The sequence below is a fragment of the Achromobacter ruhlandii genome (assembly GCF_902859695.1).
GTDB lineage: Bacteria > Pseudomonadota > Gammaproteobacteria > Burkholderiales > Burkholderiaceae_B > Achromobacter > Achromobacter ruhlandii.
In genome coordinates, this window is sequence record NZ_CADIJL010000027.1 from 74409 (window position 1) to 91085 (window position 16677).

A 16677-nucleotide genomic window follows, 5' to 3' on the forward strand; every position below is an offset into this window, starting at 1 on the left:
GCTGGACATGTCCCCGTCGCGTCATCGTGGGATAGTTGTATCAAGCAGATGGCGCCGGTCCACGAGGCCGCGCCGTCCGGGTTCAATCTTCTTTTCTCCAAGGAGCTGGCCATGAATGTACGTCCCATGCACACCAAACGCCTTGCGGCATCCCTTTGCGCGGCAGGCCTGATGCTGGCCGCGGGAGCGGCGCAGGCGGCCGACCCGATCGGTCGCGCCGGCATCCAGGCGCAATACGAACAGGATGTGGCGGCTTGCAAGAACGGCAGCACCGGACAGGACCGCGCCGCCTGCATGCGCGAAGCTGGCGCCGCTCGCCAGGAAGCCATGCGCAAGCAACTGAGCGATGGCACCACCGACCAGCACCAGCAGAACATGCTGGATCGCTGCAACCGCCTGCCGGCCGATTCGCGCCAGGATTGCATCACGCAGATGACCTCGCCAACCCAGGTGCGCGGCAGCGTGCAGGGCGGCGGCGTGCTGCGTGAAACCGTGATCCAGGTGCCGGCCGGCACCGCCGGCACGGTGCCGCCGCCTCCGCCGCCGGCCACCGCGCCCGGCATGGCGCCGGCCTCGGGCATGGCGCCGCCGCCCGCGCCGATGCGCCAGTAACCGCGCTGGGCGGGCCAGGGGAGGGCGCGGCGCGTCCTTTCCCCGCGGCCACGGGGCCCGGCCGCCGCCACAATCAGGCAAAATGGCGGCTGTCGCCCTTACTTACGCATATCCATGTCCGACGTCATCGCCCTGATTTTCGACTTCGACGACACGCTGGCCTCGGACAGCACGTCCGGTTTCCTGGACAGCATCGGGGTGGACACGGCGTCCTTCTGGAAAGACCAGGTCGACCCGCTGCTGTCCAACCAGGACTGGGACCCGGTCCCGGCCTATCTCTACCAGATGATCCAGCTCTCGCGCGCTGGCACGCATGGCCTCATCACGCAGCAGCGGCTGCGCGACTGGGGCGCGCGACTCGAACTGCACGATGGCGTGGTCACGCTGTTCCAGCGCCTGCGCGCCGCGGTGCGGGCGGCGCAGCCGCAGGTGCAGCTGGAGTTCTATCTGATCTCCAGCGGCATCGGCGACGTGGTGCGTTCCACGCCCATCGCGCACGAGTTCACCGAGATCTGGGCCTCCGAATTCACCTACGGCGCCGACGGCGGCATCGAGTTTCCGCGCCGCATCGTCAGCTTTACCGACAAGACGCGCTACCTGTTCCATATCCAGAAGGGCATCATCGGCCGCGATTTCCGCAACAAGCCGTTCGAGGTCAACCGCAAGGTGCCCGAGGACCGCCTGCGGGTGCCGTTCGACCAGATGGTGTTCGTCGGCGACGGCTACACCGACATTCCGTGCTTCTCGCTGATCCGGCGCGCCGGCGGCTACGCCTTCGGCGTCTGGGATCCGAAGCACCGCGACAAGCGCAGCCGCGCCTGGGGCTTCATCGAGGAAGGCCGGGTGTCGAACCTGAACCAGGCGCGCTACGACGAGAACGCCGAACTCTACCAATGGCTGGAAGAGGCCGTGACCAGCCTGGCCGGCCGCATCGCGCTCAAATCGCGGGTGTACCGTGGTTGAGCCGCTTGCCATGGCGGCCGTGCCGCCCTGGACCGCGCAGGATGCCGAGTTCATGACGCTGGCGCTGGAACAGGCGCGGGCGGCCTATGACATCGGCGAGGTGCCGGTGGGCGCGCTGGTGGTCTCGGCCCAGGGCGACATCCTGGGGCGCGGCTACAACCGCACCATCATCGACCACGACCCCACCGCGCACGCCGAGATCGTCGCCTTGCGCGGCGCCGCGCGCGCGCTGGAAAACTACCGCCTGCCGGGCATCACCGTGTACGTCACGCTGGAGCCCTGCGTCATGTGCATCGGCGCCATGCTGCACGCGCGCCTGGCGCGGGTGGTGTTCGGCGCCTACGACCCCAAGACCGGCGCCTGCGGCAGCGTGCTGGACGTGGGCTCGGTGCCCAAACTCAATCATCACACTTCAGTCACCGGCGGCGTGCTGGCGGAACCCTGCGGCGAGCTGCTGCGCCGGTTCTTCCGCGAACGCCGCGCCAAGGAATCCATCGCATGAGCAACACCCGAGGCGCCAAGGCGCGCGGCGCCAAGGCGGCCGCCGCCCCGGCGCATGACCACGCCAGCCACGATCACGACCACGAATGCGACGAGGCCTGCGGGCACGACCACAGCCACGACCACGCGCCGGGCCACGTCCACGGCTTCCCGGACGCCCGCGGCATCTACCTGATCTCGCCGTCGTCGGCGGTGCGCGATCCGCAGACCGTCGAACTGGCGCGCGAGCGCCTGGCCGCGCAGGGCTTCAAGACCGCGCTGGACCGCACCGCGCTGGCCGAGCACCAGCGCTTTGCCGGCACCGACGCGCAGCGCCTGGCCAGCCTGACGCGCGCCGCCAAGCAGAAACTGCCGATCGTCATGGTGACGCGCGGCGGCTACGGCATGGGCCGGCTGCTGCACGCGATCGACTGGAAGGCCATGGCCGACAGCGGCAAGCGCTTCGTCGGCATGAGCGATTTCACCGCGTTCAACCTGGCGCTGCTGGCGCAGACCGGCGCGGTCAGCTACACCGGCGCCACCGCCATCTACGACTTCGGCGGCAAGAAGGTCGACGACCTGACCGAAGCGCTGTTCGGTGAAGTGATGCGCGGCGAACTGGAAATCCTCAGTTTCGAGACCCAGGACGCCGACCCGGTCGATTGCCGCGGCATCCTGTGGGGCGGCAACCTGGCGATGTTGACCTCGCTGGTGGGCACCCCCTATATGCCCAAGGTGCGCGGCGGCATCCTGTTCCTGGAAGACGTGGCCGAGCATCCGTACCGCATCGAGCGCATGCTGATCCAGTTGTGGCAGGCGGGCATCCTGGGCAAGCAGAAGGCCATCGTGCTGGGCCGCTTCTCGGACTACAAGCTGGCGCCGCACGATAAGGGCTACGACCTGCACGAAGTGGTGGCCTGGTTGCGCAAGACGGTCAAGGTGCCGGTGGTGACCGGCCTGCCGTACGGCCACGTCGCCACCAAGGCGACGCTGCCGATCGGCCAGAAGGTCGGCATCGCCACCGAAAAGGGCCTGGCCCACCTGGTGCTGGACGAACATCATCACTGAGGCCCCGGCCCGCCCGGTTTTTCCGACCGCCCGGCCCGCGCCGGGCGGTTTGCCATCCGGCCTTGGTACACTATCGGGTTTCGCCGCATGCCGGCGTTGTCGCGCCATCCTGGCGCCACATCCATTCTCCCGCTGCTAAAACACCGTGATATCCACCGCCAATCTCACCATCCAGTTCGGTCCCAAGCCCCTTTTCGAGAACGTCAGCGTCAAGTTCGGGGAAGGCAACCGCTACGGGCTGATCGGGGCCAACGGGTCCGGCAAGTCGACGTTCATGAAGATCATCGGCGGCGACCTGGAGTCGTCGGCCGGCAACGTCTCGCTGGAGCCGGGCGTGCGCCTGGGCAAGCTGCGCCAGGACCAGTTCGCGTTCGAGGACCTGCGCGTGCTGGACGTGGTGATGATGGGTCACACCGAGATGTGGGCCGCGATGTCCGAGCGCGACGCGATCTACGCCAACCCGGAAGCGTCGGAAGACGACTACATGCGCGCGGCCGACCTGGAGGCCAAGTTCGCCGAATATGACGGCTACACCGCCGAAGCCCGCGCCGGCGAGCTGCTGCTGGGCCTGGAAATCGCCGTGGACCAGCACAACCTGCCGATGCGCGAAGTGGCGCCGGGCTGGAAGCTGCGGGTGCTGCTGGCGCAGGCGCTGTTCTCGAACCCGGACGTGCTGCTGCTGGACGAACCGACCAACAACCTGGACATCAACACCATCCGCTGGCTGGAAAACGTGCTCAACAGCTACCAGAGCACGATGATCATCATCAGCCACGACCGTCACTTCCTGAACCAGGTCTGCACCCACATGGCCGACCTGGACTATGGCGAGATCCGCATCTACCCGGGCAACTACGACGACTACATGCTGGCCTCGACCCAGGCGCGCGAGCGCCTGGTGGCCAACAACGCCAAGGCCAAGGAACGCGTGGCCGAACTGCAGGACTTCGTGCGCCGCTTCGCCGCCAACAAGTCCAAGTCGCGCCAGGCCACCTCGCGCCTCAAGCAGATCGACCGCATCAAGGCCGAGCAGGTCGTGGTCAAGCCGTCGTCGCGCCAGAACCCGTACATCCGCTTCGAGCAGAACAAGGTCATGCACCGCCTGGCGGTCACGGTCGAGAACCTGTCCAAGTCCTACGACGCGCCCGTGATCCGCAACTTCTCGGCCATGGTCGACGCCGGCGAGAAGATCGCCATCATCGGCGCCAACGGCGTCGGCAAGACCACCTTGCTGCGCCTGCTGGCCACGGACCTCGCGCCGGACGCCGGCAGCGTCAAGTGGTCGGAAAACGCCGACCTGGGCTACATGGCCCAGGACGTGTCGGATCAGTTCCTGCAGACCGACATCAACCTGCTCGACTGGATGGGCGACCATCGCCAGCCGGGCGACGACGACCAGTCGATCCGTTCGGTGCTGGGCCGCCTGCTGTTCTCGGCGGACGACCTGCCCAAGGCGCCCAAGGTGCTGTCCGGCGGCGAAAAGAACCGCATGACCTTCGGCCGCCTGATGCTGGGCCGCCACAACGTCATGCTGCTCGACGAGCCGACCAACCACCTGGACATGGAATCGATCGAATCGCTGCAGTTCGCGCTGGAAAAGTACGAAGGCACGCTGGTGTTCGTCTCGCACGACCGCGAATTCGTGTCGGGCCTGGCCACCCGTGTGATCGAGATCCTGCCCACGGGCGAGATCGTCGACTACCGCGGCGGCTACGAAGACTACCTGTCCTCGCGCGGCATCGAAGCCTGACAACCGGGGCCTTGAGCCCCGCGCCCATGCCGCGGGCTGGCGCGCGTTCAGCCTGCCGCAATCCTGCTGGGCTATCATCCGGGTAAACCCTGGCCCGTTGCGCCAGGTTCCACCCCGTCCGACATGTCTCCCACACCGCATACCACGCCCGATGGCCAGCCCATCGGGACGTTCGCCTTGACCGCGCGCATCGTCGCGATCGCCTTTTTCACCTTCATCTGTTATCTCGCCATCGGCCTGCCGCTGGCGGTGTTGCCTGGCTACGTGCACGGCCAGCTCGGCTACGGCTCGGTGCTGGCGGGGCTGGCCATCAGCGTGCAGTACGTGGCCACGCTGCTGAGCCGTTCGCACGCCGGCCGCATGGCCGACACGGTCGGCCCCAAGCAGACCGTGGTCATCGGCATGGCGGCCTGCGCCGCCAGCGGCGTGTTCCTGCTGCTGGCCTATGCCTTTGAACGCAGCGCCTGGCTCAGCCTGGGCGCCATCATCGTCAGCCGGCTGGCGCTGGGCTTTGGCGAAAGCTGGGTCGGCACCGGCTCGGCCACCTGGGCGATTGCCCGGGTCGGTCCGCTGCACACGGCGCGGGTGATCTCCTGGAACGGCATCTGCACCTACGGCGGGCTGGCGCTGGGCGCGCCGCTGGGCGTCTACCTGGAAACCGAATGGAGCATGGGCGCGTTGGGCGGCGCGGTGCTGCTGCTGGGCCTGGCCGGCCTGGGGCTGGCGCTGGCGCGGGCCGCGGTGGCCATCGTCGGCGGGCATCGCATGGCCTTCAAGAGCGTGGTGCTGCGGGTGTTCCCGCACGGCATGGCGCTGGGGCTGGGCTCGGTCGGCTTCGGCACGCTGGCCGCCTTCGTGGCGCTGTACTACGCCAGCTTCTCGTGGGAGGGGGCGGCGCACGCGCTCAGCGCGTTCGGCTGCGCCTTTATCGGGGTGCGCCTGCTGTTCGCCGGCACTATCACGCGCTTTGGCGGCTTCAAGGTGGCGCAGGTGTCGTTCCTGGTGGAAGCGGCGGGCCTGGCGCTGCTGTGGCTGGCGCCCAATCCCGGCGCCGCGCTGGTGGGCGCGGCCCTGACCGGTTGCGGCTTCGCGCTGGTGTTCCCGGCCATCGGCGTCGAGGCCGTGGCGCGCGTGCCGGCCGGCAGCCGCGGCGCGGCGTTGGGGGCGTATTCGGCCTTCCTGGACCTGGCGCTGGGCGCGACCGGTCCGGTGGCGGGTTATATCTCCGGCGGTTTCGGCTATCCGGCGATCTTCCTGTCCGCCGCGGTGGCGGTGCTGTTCGGCTTCCTGATCGCATTCGGACTGCAGCGCCACGCCAGCCGCGCGCAGGCGGCGGCCTGAGGTGCTTTGTTTATAACCGCAAGTCTTAAGAACATGCGATATTGATCGTTTGGATTCATATAACGAATTGTTAGATTAGGCCCGTTCCCCACGCGCGCCCACGATTCGTTCCATGAACCTGACTTTCGACCACGTCCACAAGCACTTCGGCGACCTGCCGGTCGTCGACGGCTTCACCAGCGAATTCAAGACCGGCGAGCTGGTCGCGCTGGTCGGCCCGTCCGGCTGCGGCAAGTCGACCCTGCTGCACCTGGCCGCCGGTCTGGAAAAGCCCACGCAAGGGCAGGTGCTGGCCGACGGCAAGGCCGTGACCGGCCCGCATCCCAGCCGCACGCTGGTGTTCCAGGAACATGCGCTGTATCCGTGGCTGACGCTGGAAGACAACGTGGCGCTGGCGCTGGAATTCCAGAAAACCCCGAAGAAGCGCGCCCGCGTGGCGGCGCGCGAGTGGCTGGCGCGCGTCAGCCTGGCCGGCTTCGAACACTATTACCCGCACCAGGTGTCCGGCGGCATGCGCCAGCGCGCGGCGCTGGCCCGCGCCTTCATCGCGCAGCCGCAGACCATGTTGATGGACGAACCCTTCGGCGCGCTCGACGCGCTGACGCGCCTGGCGCTGCAGGACGTGCTGCGCCAATTGATCGCGCAGGAAAAACCCACCGTGCTGCTGGTGACCCACGACGTCGACGAGGCGCTGTTCCTGGCCGACCGCATCGTGGTGTTCAGCCCGCGTCCGGCGCGCGTGCTGCGCGAATTCAACCTGGCGCACCGCGCCAAGAGCCACGACCTGTCCGATCTGGCCGCCGAGAAGCGCGAGATCCTGCGCCTGCTCGGCATCGCGGTCGACGGCGCGGCGGCGCATTCCGATCTGGCGCTGGCCGCCTGATCTCCTTCGATTTTCCGGTTCACGGGCGGCGCCGCTGGGCGTCGGCCATCCTCGATTCCCTGGAGCCTTTCTCATGAAATTCAAGCAATGGCTGTCCCTGCCGCTGGCCGCGGCGCTCCTGGCCGCGGCGCCTGCCATGGCCGCCGAGAAATTCCGCGTCGGTTACCTGCGCGTGATGGACGACGCGCAGGCCATCGTGGCGCAGGAGGGCGGCTACTACAAGAAGGCCGGCCTGGATGCCGAGCTGATCGAGTTCAAGTCGGGCACCGACCTGATCAAGGCCATCGTCGGCGGACAGCTGGACATCGGCGTGCTGGGCTTCACCAATGCCGTGGCCTGGGCCTCCAAGGGCGCGGACCTGAAGGTGGTGGGCGGCGCGCAGCAGGGCTACCACTCGCTGATCGTGCGCGACGACTCGGGCATCAAGGACATCGCCGGCCTGAAGGGCAAGACGCTGGCCTCGCAGGCCGAGGGCAGCACCGCCGACGTGGTGCTCAAGGGGGTGGTGCTCAAGCAGGGCAACCTGGGCGCGGACGACGTCAACGTGATGGGCGTGAGCCCGGCGGTGGCGGTGCAGTCGCTGGTGGGCAAGCGCGTCGACGCGGCCTTCCTGTTCGAACCCTACGACCGTATCGCCCAACTGGTGGCGCCGGTCAAGCAGATCTACGAAGTGGGCCAGGCCTGGCCGTTCCCGTGCATGGTGGTGATCACCTCGGGCGAGACGCTGGCCAAGCGCAAGGACGACGTCTGGAAGGCGCTGGACGCGCAGAACCAGGCCATCGCGCTGCTGCAGAAGGAGCCGGCCCAGGCCTCCAAGCTGATCGCCTCGTACTTCATCGCCGAGCCCACGCTCAAGACCCTGAACCGTGGCGAGCTGCCGCGCGAGACCGTGATTGCCGAGGCCATCAGCACGCAGGTGTTCACGCCCAAGCTGACCGAGAAGGACACCAAGCGCATGCAGGAGATCGCCGACATCCTGCAGGCCCAGGGCTCGCTCAAGACGCGCGACGGCAAGCCGTATGACGTCTCCAGCATCGTCGACCTGTCCTGGCAAGAGGCTCGCAAGCTTTGAGCGCATCGACCCGTGTGACCGGCGCCCGCAAGCATCTGGCGGGCGTGCTGGGCGTCCTGTTCATCCTGGCGCTGTGGCAGGCGGCGGCGTTCGCCTTGCCCGATTTCCTGATGCCGGGCGTGCCGGCGGTGCTCGAACGCCTGTTCGAAGACCTGGGCAAGCAATCGTTCCACCAGAGTCTGATGGGCACGCTCGGCCGGCTGGGCGCGGGCTACGGCCTGGCGCTGGCGGCGGGCATCGGTTTCGGCCTGGTGGCGGCGGTGCTGTTCTTCTTTCGCGAAGTGCTGCGCAGCGCCATCGTCATCCTGCAGTCGATCCCGTCGATCGCCTGGGTGCCGCTGTTCCTGATCGTGATGGGTTTCGGCAGCACGCCGATCATCGTGGTGGTGGCGCTGTCGGCGTTCTTCCCGGCGGCCCTGAGCGTAATGAACGCCACCGAGTCGGTGCAGCGCGTGCACGTCTCGGCCGCCCGCGTCATGGGCGCCACGCCCTGGGGCCTGGTCAAGCGCGTGTACCTGCCGGCCGTCATGCCCGAGCTGATCACCGGCGCCCAGCTGGCGTTCGGCAATGCGTGGCGCGCGCTGATCTCGGCCGAGATGCTGATCGGCTTCGGCAAGGGCCTGGGCCGCTCGCTGGCCTATTCGGGCGAAATTGCCGACATGACCGGCGTCATGACCAACATCCTGGTCATCGCGGTGCTGGCCGCGCTGATCGACCAGTTCGTGCTTGAGAACCTCAAGCACCGGCTGCTGCGCTACCAATACGTGTGAGGTTCGGGATGCGGCGCGCGCTTCGTCTCCTGATCGGCGCATCGGCCTTGCTCTGCGCGGCGAGCGGCGCGGCGCCGCCCGATGGCCTGGGGGCCGCGCGCCAGCGCGGTGAATTGGTGGTGGGCGTGCCGTATCTGGCGCCCGCGCCCGAGGCCGGCGCCAAGATCCGCACGCCCGAAGGGCTGGATCACGCCATGGCCGAGAAGCTGGCGCAGGAACTGGGCGTGCCATTCCGCCTGCGGCAAGTGGCGGCCGCCGATGCGGCCCGCCTGCTGGCCGCGGGCGACGTGGACGTGGTGCTGGCAGACCGCGCGCAGCCGCCGCCGGGGCTGCCGAGCGAACTGGCGACGGTGGCAACCGGCTATGCCGCGCGGCCCAAGGCGGTAATCCGCAGCGACACGCGCATGCGACAGGGCGGGGATGCGCGCGGCCGCAGCGTCTGCATGGCCGAGGCCGCGGTCGGCGCGCAGGCGCTGGCGCAAAGCTGGGGCGCGGTGGTGCGCACCTACCGGGCGCCGTCGGATGCGCTGGTGGCGGTGCGCGAAGGCAGCTGCGACATCGGCCTGATCGACGACGCGGTCTGGGAACCGCTGATGCGCTTTCCCGAATGGAAAAAGTTCTCGGCCACACTTGCCGCCGATGGCGCGCGCCATGAACGCGTCTGGCTGCTGCCGGCGGCCGACACGGCCGGCCAGGCCTGGCTGGCCGAGCGCATGCGCGAATGGGCGCGGGCCGGCGCCTGGAAAGCGCTGCCGGCCAAGTGGGCGCGCGACGTGGCTTTCGACGTCTATCTGGACCAGGAAGTCGCCGACTGCCACGGTTGAGGCGCGCGCGGCGCCGGCTTCGTCCGCACGGGCCGCGCGGGTCCGGGAGGCGCGGCCTTTACAATGGCGCGCTATGACCACCACCTTGACCGCCGTCTGCTCGCACGAGGAAGACATCAAGAAAAGCCGCTTTGTCGCGCACGCCGCGCCCGTCTCCAGCATCGACGAGGCCATGGCGTTCTTCGCCGCGCACAGCGACCCCGAGGCCACCCATAACTGCTGGGCCTACCGCATCGGCCAGGAGTACCGCTTCAATGACGATGGCGAGCCCGGCGGCACGGCCGGACGCCCGATCCTGCAGGCGATCGAAGGGCAGGGCATGGACCGCGTGGCGGTGCTGGTGGTGCGCTGGTTCGGCGGCGTCAAGCTGGGCGCCGGCGGACTGGTGCGGGCTTATGGCGGTTGCGCCGCCAACTGCCTGCGCAACGGGCCGCGCGCCGAGATCGTGGACCTGGCCACGGTGGCGTGCGCCTGTGGTTTTGCCGAGCTGCCGCTCTTGAAGTCGCGGCTGGCGCAGGCCGGCGCGGTGGTCGTGCAGGAGGATTTCGGCGCCGATGGCGTCGCGTTGCGCTTCACGGCGCCGCGCGATGCGGTCGCCGATCTGGAGAGGACGGCGGCCAACATCACGCGCGGCCGCTCGGCCTGGGAGCAACTGGCGTAAAACGCACAAGGGCCCCGCAGGGCCCTTGTCCATCACGCGTCCTGGCTGTCCTGGGCGGCCGCGATTTCCTGGTGGACCTTTTCCATGTCCACTTCCTTGATCTTGGTGAGCAGTTCGTTGAGCTGGCCGCCCGACAGGGCGCCCGGCTGCGAGAACAGCAGCACTTTTTCGCGGAACACCATCAGCGTGGGGATCGAGCGGATGCCCAGCGCGCCGGCCAGTTCCTGTTCGACGTCGGTGTTGACCTTGGCAAAGGTGACGTCGGGATGCTCGTTGGCGGCCTGCTCGAAAACCGGCGCGAAGCCGCGGCAGGGGCCACACCAGGGCGCCCAGAAGTCCACGATCAGGGTGCCGTCCGGCGTAATGGCTTCCTGGAAGCTGTCTTTGGTGAGTTCAACAATACTCATTTTGGATCCTTGCCGCGGGCGCGGCGCAAAGTGTCGGTATCGGCGGCGCGGGGCAGTCAGGCTCGCACCGGAGGTGGCGACGCGGTATTGCCAGTCCATAGTAGAGCGGGGACCGGCCGGGTCGCAATGGTTGGCGCCATGGTGAGCGCAGTCTGCGGCTGGGCAAGGCTGGCGGCGCGCGGCCGCCGGCCTCAGGCCGCGGTTGTCGTGGGTACGCCTTCGCCCTGTTTGAGGGCCGCAACGATCTCGAAGGAACGCAGGCGGTCGGCAATATCGTAAAAATCCGACACGATCATGACTTCGTCGGCTTCCGTCTCGGCCACCAGGGCCTCCAGGCGGCGCTTGACGGTTTCGGGGCCGCCAACGATCGCGGCGCCCAGTCTTTGATTGACCGCCTCGCGCTCCCATTCGTTCCACAGCCCGTCCATGCTGTCGACCGGCGGCTGCAGTTGCAGGCGGTTGCCGCGCACCAGCGACAGGAACTTGAGCTGCTGCGTGGTGGACAGGCGCTGCGCCTCTTCGTCGGTGGGGGCGGCCACGACCGGCACGCCGATCATGGCGTAGGGACGGGTCAGGGTCTCGGACGGCTTGAACAGGTGACGGTACAGGCGCATGGCCGCCATGCCTTCCGGCGAGAAGTGGCCGGCGAAGGAGAACGGCAGGCCCAGTTCGGCCGCCAGCCGCGCGCTGAAATCGCTCGAACCCAGCAGCCAGATGGGGATATCCAGGCCTTCGCCGGGAATCGCGCGTACCGGCTGGCCGGGACGCGAGGGCGCGAGAAAGCCGCGCAGCTCCTCGACCAGCGCCGGGAATTCCAGGCCGCTGCGCGGGCCGCGGCGCAGCGCGTGCTGGGTGGCGCCATCGCTGCCGGGCGCGCGGCCCAGGCCCAGGTCGATGCGGCCGGGGTAAAGCGTTTCGAGAGTGCCGAACTGCTCGGCGATGATCAGCGGCGCATGGTTCGGCAGCATCACGCCGCCCGATCCGACGCGCAGGGTCGAGGTGTGCCCGGCGATGTGGCCGATCAGCACCGCCGTGGCGCTGCTGGCCACGCCGTTGATGTTGTGGTGCTCGGCCAGCCAGAAGCGCTTGTAGCCCAGGCGTTCGACATGCTGCGCCACCGCCACGCTGTTGCGGAAGGCGTCGGCGGCGTCGCGGCCTTGCACGATCGGCGCCAGGTCCAGCACCGAGAAGGGGATGCGGGCGAGGGTGCTCATACGCGGGACTCGCGGTGGCCGCGGGGGCAGGAATGCGGGTGGTGGTGGGACAAGGTCGGCTCCATGGTCTTATATACATGGGGAGTGTATCGGCGAATTCAACCGCTCCCGCCAGCAACCATGCGGGCCGGCGGGTTGATAGCCGGGCTCAATGACGACGATTCGCCGGGCGGCCCGGCACCCTGGCGGTGGTGCCGCGGTGGTGCCGGTATGGCGGTCATTTCGACTCCGCAAGCATTGTTCCCATGTCCCCAGGCCCGCCCCAAGACATGGCCCCGCGAATCGGGGATGATGCGGTTTTGTTCAATATCCGCGGGAGACACGCATGGGCGCCACCGGTAACAACCACCAGATCGACAACATCGAATTCAACGTCGCGGACATCGCGCGCAGCAAGCGCTTCTACGGCGAGGCCTTCGGCTGGTCGTTCACCGACTACGGGCCAACCTACACGGAATTCACCGATGGCCGGCTGAAGGGCGGCCTCACCACCGGCGAGCCGGTGCGCCCGGGCGGGCCGCTGGTGATCCTGTACGCGGACGACCTGGGCGACGCGCAGCGCCGCGTGACGGCGGCGGGCGGCCGCATCAGCCGCGAGGCCTTCGATTTCCCCGGCGGCCGCCGCTTCCACTTCACCGACCTGGACGGTTATGAGCTGGCGGTCTGGACGGCCACGGCCTGACGGCAGGCACGAGCGCCGGCAATGAAAAATGTCCGCTGTCAAGCCTTTGATGCGGACAGGCAGCAACATGAAAGGTCTTGTGGGGCAATAGGTTAGGCCAAAAATCGACCGTTGCGCGCTCCTACTGCTTTTTAGGCTAGGTGCCACATAGGCGCTTTGCGGTGGCAAGTGTAGGGGCACTCCGGCGAGCCGGGGCGCATCGCTGTTGTAGCTTCTAGCCTGGTGCAATCCACTCCAAAAGCGAAAGCGCAGCCCGTAGGCTGCGCTTTCGTCGTGATGAACCAACAAAATCAGGCCTGTTTCGGTTGCACGGCCTTCGCCGCTGCCACTGCTCCTTTCCTGAATCCTCGATCCCCAGCCATGAACGCCTCCAGCATGTGCGGGATGAGCGTCGCAGCATCGACCGCCTCGCCGTAGGTCTGCGCGTGCAGCGCGGCGTAGCGGTCGAGGTCGGCCCGCAGGCTGGCCGGACACGCGAAGGTCAGCTTCGTGGACTCCAGTTTCGGCAGTGGCCCGAGCCGCAGCTTCTTGCCCGTGCTCATCGCATCGCCCCCCTGTTGAAGAACATCGGCTGGTACGGTCGCAGCACCAGGTCACGCTTGACGATGATCCGCACCGGCAGGCCCGGCCGCTCGGTCAAGGTCGGCTGGATGTTCATGTTGCGCCGGGTCATCTCCTGGCCGACCTGATTGATGCTGTCCTGCGCGCTGTCGCGCCCCGCAATCACGATGCGGTTGCCGTCCTGGCGGTTCTCCGGCGCGGCCAACTCGGCACCCACTCCCAGCAGCGTCGTCAGCGCCGCGCCGGCGACGATGCGGCCCCAGTGGTAGTCCACGCCATCTTCAAGGCCGGAGTAGCCGGCCGGGTCGGTGCCCACAAGGTTGTCGATGGTCAGCGAAGATGTATCGGGCAGGATGATCCGGTTCCACACCACCTGCACGCGGCTCTGCCCATAGCTGACTTGGCTGTTGTATTTGCCGAGGATGCGCGAACCCTGCGGGATCAGCAGGAACTTGCCCGTTGCCGAGTCATAGACCGGCTCCGTCACCGTGGCGATCACGTCGCCCGGCAAGTCCGACTTGATGCCCGTCACCAGCGCCCCGGCGATCACCGTACCGGCCATCACCTGATACGGCGAGGCCGGCATTTGCAGATTGCCGGAATTGCGGGTTTCCGTGGAACCGCCTTTCAGGAACGCCTCCTTCTGGTCTTGCCGGTTCTGCGTGGCGGTCGGGTCGGCAGGCTGGGCCGCCGTCGAGGCCGGCCCGGCCGCCAGCGGGTCGAAGGCGCTGCCCGGCGCAGCCGCAGCGGCTTGGGCCGTGGCAGGCGCTGCGGCCTTGCCCTGCTGGCCCGAGCGGAAGAACACCGTCGAGGCCGCCGCCGCGTCCGCCTCTTTGCGCAAGGCGTCTTCGGGGTCATGCCCAGGCGGCGCATAGGTCGGCGTCACGGGCTGCTGCGAGTTCAGGATGGCCGGGCCAAGATCGCCCGGCAGCGGCGGCCCCAGCTCGGGCGCTTTCTGCGGCAGCTTGGAGTAGTCGGCCGGCAGGCCGTCCAGCCCTTCGGACTTCGAGACGCGATCGACGTTGTAAAGCTCCGGCTGCTCATCGGCGCTGCGCCGATGCGGCTGGAGCGACCAGATAGTGGCGCCCAGCACGGCGACCGAGAGGCCGCCCATGAGCATCGCCAACGTGCGCCGATTCAGGCGCGTGACCGGGCGCGGCTGCGCGCGCAGCGCCACCGCCTCGGGCGCGACCTTGCCCGCCTGCGGCGCGGCACGGTCGAGGGTGTCGTCCTGGCTCATGGTCAGTTCCTCCGCGCGCCGTCCGTGCGCTCGATCCGCACCACGTCGCCCTTGTCACCGCCCAAGCGCAGCTCGGCCGCACCAAAGAGGCGATCCACGATGTAGTACGGCGCACGGAAGCGGTAGTTCACCAGTTGCCCGTCGCCCTGCGCACCGATCACGAACAGCGGCGGCAGCTCGCCTTGCGCGATGCCGGCGGGGAACTGGATATAGACCTTCTCGCCGTCATCGAAGGCACGCAGCGGCCTCCACGGCGGATTGCTGCCGCTGACCGCGTAGCGGAAGCGGATCTTCTCCAGCGACAAGCCGGTATCGACCGGCGCGGCGGCGCTGGCCGCCTGCGCCTGGCGCTGCAAGGCCAGCATCTTGTCCTTCGGGTACTCCCACGACACCGACGCCATCCACGTCTTTTCGGTCGAGGTCAGCTCCAGCAGGTAGGTGCGCCGGCTGGTGGTGATGACCAGATTCGTCTTGAGGCCCGAGCGGATGGGCTTCACCATCACGTTGACCCGCAGCGCATCACCGCTGCCGCTGGATGTGTCGCCCACGATCCAGCGCACCGTATCGCCGGCGGCGACCGTCACCAGTTCCTCGCCGGGCTGGAGCGCGATCACGGTCACGCGGCCCACGGCCGCATAGACCTGATACAGCGCGCCATCGGTGAACGGCCACACTTGAATCGCATTGACATAGCCCTCGCGCGTGGGCGCGATGCGGGCCTCGGCGTTGGCACGCGAGACGCGCACGGTTTCGTCGGCCGGTTCCGGCGCGGGCTTGGCGTCCTCGGCGTCGGGCAATGGCTTCAACTGCGCCGGCAACGCCAGCGGTTCGGGCACCTTGACCACTTCCACCGGCAAGGGCGGCTCCGGCAGCGGCTGGGCCTGCACCGGCTCATCGAGCGAGATGGCCGGCGGCGGCTTGCCCTGCGTGGCGCAGCCAGAGAACAAGACAGCCGAAGCAAGCAGGATCAACGGCAAGGCGGATTTACGGAAAAGCGGATTCATGGCTTGGCTCCTTCGGAAGAATCCAGTTCGCGGCTCCACGACAGACCGTTGACGTAGATGCCCAAGGGGTTCTTGCGCAGGCGCTGTTCGGTGCGCGGGGTCTGCTGCACGATGGAAATCACGGCGTTCCAGCGTTCAGTGCCCGCCGCGGCGCCATTGACGAAGCGCCGCTCCGTCCAGCGCACGTTGAAAGACGTGTCGCTGGCGCGGGTCACGCTGGTGATCTGCACCGTGACGGATTCCTTGCCGATACGCGCGAATGGGTCATTGGTGCGCGCGTAGTCGTTGAGCACCACAGCGCCCTTGTCGGTGGTGTAGTCGTAGGCGTCGAGCCAGTTCTGGCGCACGACGATGGGGTCGATGGACAGCGAGCGCACCAGCTCGATGAAGCGGCCCAAGTGGTACGCCACTTGGGCATCGCTGGGCCGGTACGGCGTGGCGGCTTCGCCGACCGCACGCACCTGGCCCGCGTTGTCCACCTCCACGACGTAGGGCGTCACGATGGACTGCGCCGAGCGCCACACCAGGCCGCCAGCCATCAGCAGCGCGAGCGCGAGGCAGCCGAAGGCCATGAATCGCCAGTTCTTCGCCTGCACGCGGGACGTGCCGATGCGCTCGTCCCACACCTGCGCGGCGGATTGATAAGGGGTCGCAGGCTGCGGCGTATCTGCATAGCGCACCTGCGGGCGTTTGAATCGCATGGGTGTTCTCCTTGAAGATCAGGAATCGGAATCGCGCAGGCTCGGCCCTTGGCTGGAACTGCCGCCGTCGCCACCGCGCAGCGTGTGGGCGGCGGTCGTCGCGGCATGGGTGAGCTGTTGGCGTCGGTGCAGGCGCTTGGCCCAGGCCGGTTGCTCCTGCGGTGCTGACGGCGGCGCATCGCCACTCGCTGAGGACGCGGCTGCTGGCGCATCGGCGCTGAACGCAGCGGCAGCGCGATCGCGGATCGAGCGCGCGCCTTGCGCCACCTTCTGCCCGGCCGCCTGTGCGCCGGTCTTGGCGACGTTGCCCACGCCGGCGGCTGCGCCCTTGAGGCCGCCGCCAGCAGAAGCGGAGCCAGCCTGAAACGCGGACTTCGCGCTGCTGGCGGCCCCGGCGGCGGCACGCGCGCCGCTGCCGGCCAGCTTGGCGGCAGCCGGGGCCAT

General features: G+C 68.2%; 18 protein-coding genes and 1 pseudogene. 12 read left to right on the forward strand and 7 right to left on the reverse strand.

What is annotated here, in order from left to right:
• Positions 1–111: 111 nt before the first annotated feature.
• The 11 genes from HV742_RS24825 (at position 112) to HV742_RS24875 (ending at position 10424) form a co-directional block, all read left to right on the forward strand.
• Complete coding sequence (locus HV742_RS24825) at positions 112–612, forward strand: hypothetical protein (RefSeq protein WP_437340601.1); 501 nt, start codon at positions 112–114, stop codon at positions 610–612.
• Between the two features lie 114 nt (positions 613–726).
• Positions 727–1575, forward strand: a complete 849-nt coding sequence (locus HV742_RS24830) for an HAD family hydrolase (protein WP_054417505.1) — start codon at positions 727–729, stop codon at positions 1573–1575.
• A gap of 10 nt (positions 1576–1585) precedes the next feature.
• Entirely contained in the window at positions 1586–2077 is a 492-nt protein-coding gene (tadA, locus tag HV742_RS24835) for a tRNA adenosine(34) deaminase TadA (protein WP_063581078.1), read from the forward strand.
• A complete protein-coding gene (locus tag HV742_RS24840; RefSeq protein ID WP_175146631.1) occupies positions 2074–3123 on the forward strand; it encodes an LD-carboxypeptidase in 1050 nt (349 codons plus the stop codon). Before tadA ends, HV742_RS24840 begins: the two co-directional genes overlap by 4 nt.
• Positions 3124–3268: 145 nt before the next feature.
• Positions 3269–4873, forward strand: a complete 1605-nt coding sequence (locus tag HV742_RS24845; RefSeq protein WP_054417508.1) for an ABC-F family ATPase — start codon at positions 3269–3271, stop codon at positions 4871–4873.
• Between the two features lie 123 nt (positions 4874–4996).
• A complete protein-coding gene (locus tag HV742_RS24850; protein ID WP_059270776.1) occupies positions 4997–6214 on the forward strand; it encodes an MFS transporter in 1218 nt (405 codons plus the stop codon).
• Positions 6215–6326: 112 nt separating this feature from the next.
• On the forward strand, positions 6327–7097 hold the full coding sequence (locus HV742_RS24855; RefSeq protein ID WP_068980968.1) for an ABC transporter ATP-binding protein: 771 nt from the start codon (positions 6327–6329) through the stop codon (positions 7095–7097).
• Positions 7098–7170: 73 nt separating this feature from the next.
• Positions 7171–8169, forward strand: coding sequence for an ABC transporter substrate-binding protein (locus HV742_RS24860; RefSeq protein WP_049073451.1), 999 nt, complete (start codon positions 7171–7173; stop codon positions 8167–8169).
• Positions 8166–8939, forward strand: coding sequence for an ABC transporter permease (locus tag HV742_RS24865; RefSeq protein ID WP_049073452.1), 774 nt, complete (start codon positions 8166–8168; stop codon positions 8937–8939). Before HV742_RS24860 ends, HV742_RS24865 begins: the two co-directional genes overlap by 4 nt.
• Positions 8940–8947: 8 nt before the next feature.
• Positions 8948–9763 carry a type 2 periplasmic-binding domain-containing protein gene (locus tag HV742_RS24870; protein WP_175146632.1) on the forward strand — a complete coding sequence of 272 codons (816 nt, stop codon included), beginning with the start codon at positions 8948–8950 and terminating at the stop codon, positions 9761–9763.
• Between the two features lie 73 nt (positions 9764–9836).
• Positions 9837–10424, forward strand: coding sequence for an IMPACT family protein (locus tag HV742_RS24875; RefSeq protein WP_059270769.1), 588 nt, complete (start codon positions 9837–9839; stop codon positions 10422–10424).
• A gap of 32 nt (positions 10425–10456) precedes the next feature.
• Here HV742_RS24875 and HV742_RS24880 read toward each other — a convergent pair whose 3' ends face one another.
• Positions 10457–10831 carry a thioredoxin family protein gene (locus HV742_RS24880; RefSeq protein ID WP_059270767.1) on the reverse strand — a complete coding sequence of 125 codons (375 nt, stop codon included), beginning with the start codon at positions 10829–10831 and terminating at the stop codon, positions 10457–10459.
• Positions 10832–11022: 191 nt separating this feature from the next.
• Positions 11023–12045, reverse strand: a complete 1023-nt coding sequence (locus HV742_RS24885) for an LLM class flavin-dependent oxidoreductase (RefSeq protein ID WP_049073456.1) — start codon at positions 12043–12045, stop codon at positions 11023–11025.
• A gap of 325 nt (positions 12046–12370) precedes the next feature.
• Here HV742_RS24885 and HV742_RS24890 point away from each other — a divergent pair, with 325 nt between their 5' ends.
• Positions 12371–12727, forward strand: a complete 357-nt coding sequence (locus tag HV742_RS24890; protein ID WP_049073457.1) for a VOC family protein — start codon at positions 12371–12373, stop codon at positions 12725–12727.
• A gap of 290 nt (positions 12728–13017) precedes the next feature.
• Here HV742_RS24890 and HV742_RS24895 read toward each other — a convergent pair whose 3' ends face one another.
• From HV742_RS24895 to HV742_RS24915, 5 genes and pseudogenes are all read right to left on the reverse strand, one after another.
• The gene (locus HV742_RS24895; RefSeq protein ID WP_024100052.1) at positions 13018–13269 is read right to left on the reverse strand and encodes a DUF2274 domain-containing protein; all 252 of its coding nucleotides are present in this window, start codon (positions 13267–13269) and stop codon (positions 13018–13020) included.
• Positions 13266–14528 carry a TraB/TrbI/VirB10 family type IV secretion system protein gene (locus HV742_RS24900; RefSeq protein WP_175146633.1) on the reverse strand — a complete coding sequence of 421 codons (1263 nt, stop codon included), beginning with the start codon at positions 14526–14528 and terminating at the stop codon, positions 13266–13268. Before HV742_RS24900 ends, HV742_RS24895 begins: the two co-directional genes overlap by 4 nt.
• 2 nt (positions 14529–14530) lie before the next feature.
• The gene (trbG, locus tag HV742_RS24905) at positions 14531–15532 is read right to left on the reverse strand and encodes a P-type conjugative transfer protein TrbG (protein ID WP_175146634.1); all 1002 of its coding nucleotides are present in this window, start codon (positions 15530–15532) and stop codon (positions 14531–14533) included.
• Positions 15529–16233, reverse strand: a complete 705-nt coding sequence (trbF, locus tag HV742_RS24910; protein ID WP_175146635.1) for a conjugal transfer protein TrbF — start codon at positions 16231–16233, stop codon at positions 15529–15531. Before trbF ends, trbG begins: the two co-directional genes overlap by 4 nt.
• Positions 16234–16251: 18 nt before the next feature.
• Positions 16252–16677 (reverse strand): annotated as a pseudogene (locus HV742_RS24915) (P-type conjugative transfer protein TrbL); the annotation flags it as partial.

Bases quoted from the DNA above. Each gene is read 5' to 3' on its own strand.
- HV742_RS24825 (WP_437340601.1), top strand. From the start codon at position 112: ATGAATGTACGTCCCATGCACACCAAACGCCTTGCGGCATCCCTTTGC.
- HV742_RS24830 (WP_054417505.1), top strand. From the start codon at position 727: ATGTCCGACGTCATCGCCCTGATTTTCGACTTCGACGACACGCTGGCC.
- tadA (WP_063581078.1), top strand. From the start codon at position 1,586: ATGGCGGCCGTGCCGCCCTGGACCGCGCAGGATGCCGAGTTCATGACG.
- HV742_RS24840 (WP_175146631.1), top strand. From the start codon at position 2,074: ATGAGCAACACCCGAGGCGCCAAGGCGCGCGGCGCCAAGGCGGCCGCC.
- HV742_RS24850 (WP_059270776.1), top strand. From the start codon at position 4,997: ATGTCTCCCACACCGCATACCACGCCCGATGGCCAGCCCATCGGGACG.
- HV742_RS24855 (WP_068980968.1), top strand. From the start codon at position 6,327: ATGAACCTGACTTTCGACCACGTCCACAAGCACTTCGGCGACCTGCCG.
- HV742_RS24860 (WP_049073451.1), top strand. From the start codon at position 7,171: ATGAAATTCAAGCAATGGCTGTCCCTGCCGCTGGCCGCGGCGCTCCTG.
- HV742_RS24870 (WP_175146632.1), top strand. From the start codon at position 8,948: ATGCGGCGCGCGCTTCGTCTCCTGATCGGCGCATCGGCCTTGCTCTGC.
- HV742_RS24875 (WP_059270769.1), top strand. From the start codon at position 9,837: ATGACCACCACCTTGACCGCCGTCTGCTCGCACGAGGAAGACATCAAG.
- HV742_RS24880 (WP_059270767.1), bottom strand. From the start codon at position 10,831: ATGAGTATTGTTGAACTCACCAAAGACAGCTTCCAGGAAGCCATTACG.
- HV742_RS24885 (WP_049073456.1), bottom strand. From the start codon at position 12,045: ATGAGCACCCTCGCCCGCATCCCCTTCTCGGTGCTGGACCTGGCGCCG.
- HV742_RS24890 (WP_049073457.1), top strand. From the start codon at position 12,371: ATGGGCGCCACCGGTAACAACCACCAGATCGACAACATCGAATTCAAC.
- HV742_RS24895 (WP_024100052.1), bottom strand. From the start codon at position 13,269: ATGAGCACGGGCAAGAAGCTGCGGCTCGGGCCACTGCCGAAACTGGAG.
- HV742_RS24900 (WP_175146633.1), bottom strand. From the start codon at position 14,528: ATGAGCCAGGACGACACCCTCGACCGTGCCGCGCCGCAGGCGGGCAAG.
- trbG (WP_175146634.1), bottom strand. From the start codon at position 15,532: ATGAATCCGCTTTTCCGTAAATCCGCCTTGCCGTTGATCCTGCTTGCT.
- trbF (WP_175146635.1), bottom strand. From the start codon at position 16,233: ATGCGATTCAAACGCCCGCAGGTGCGCTATGCAGATACGCCGCAGCCT.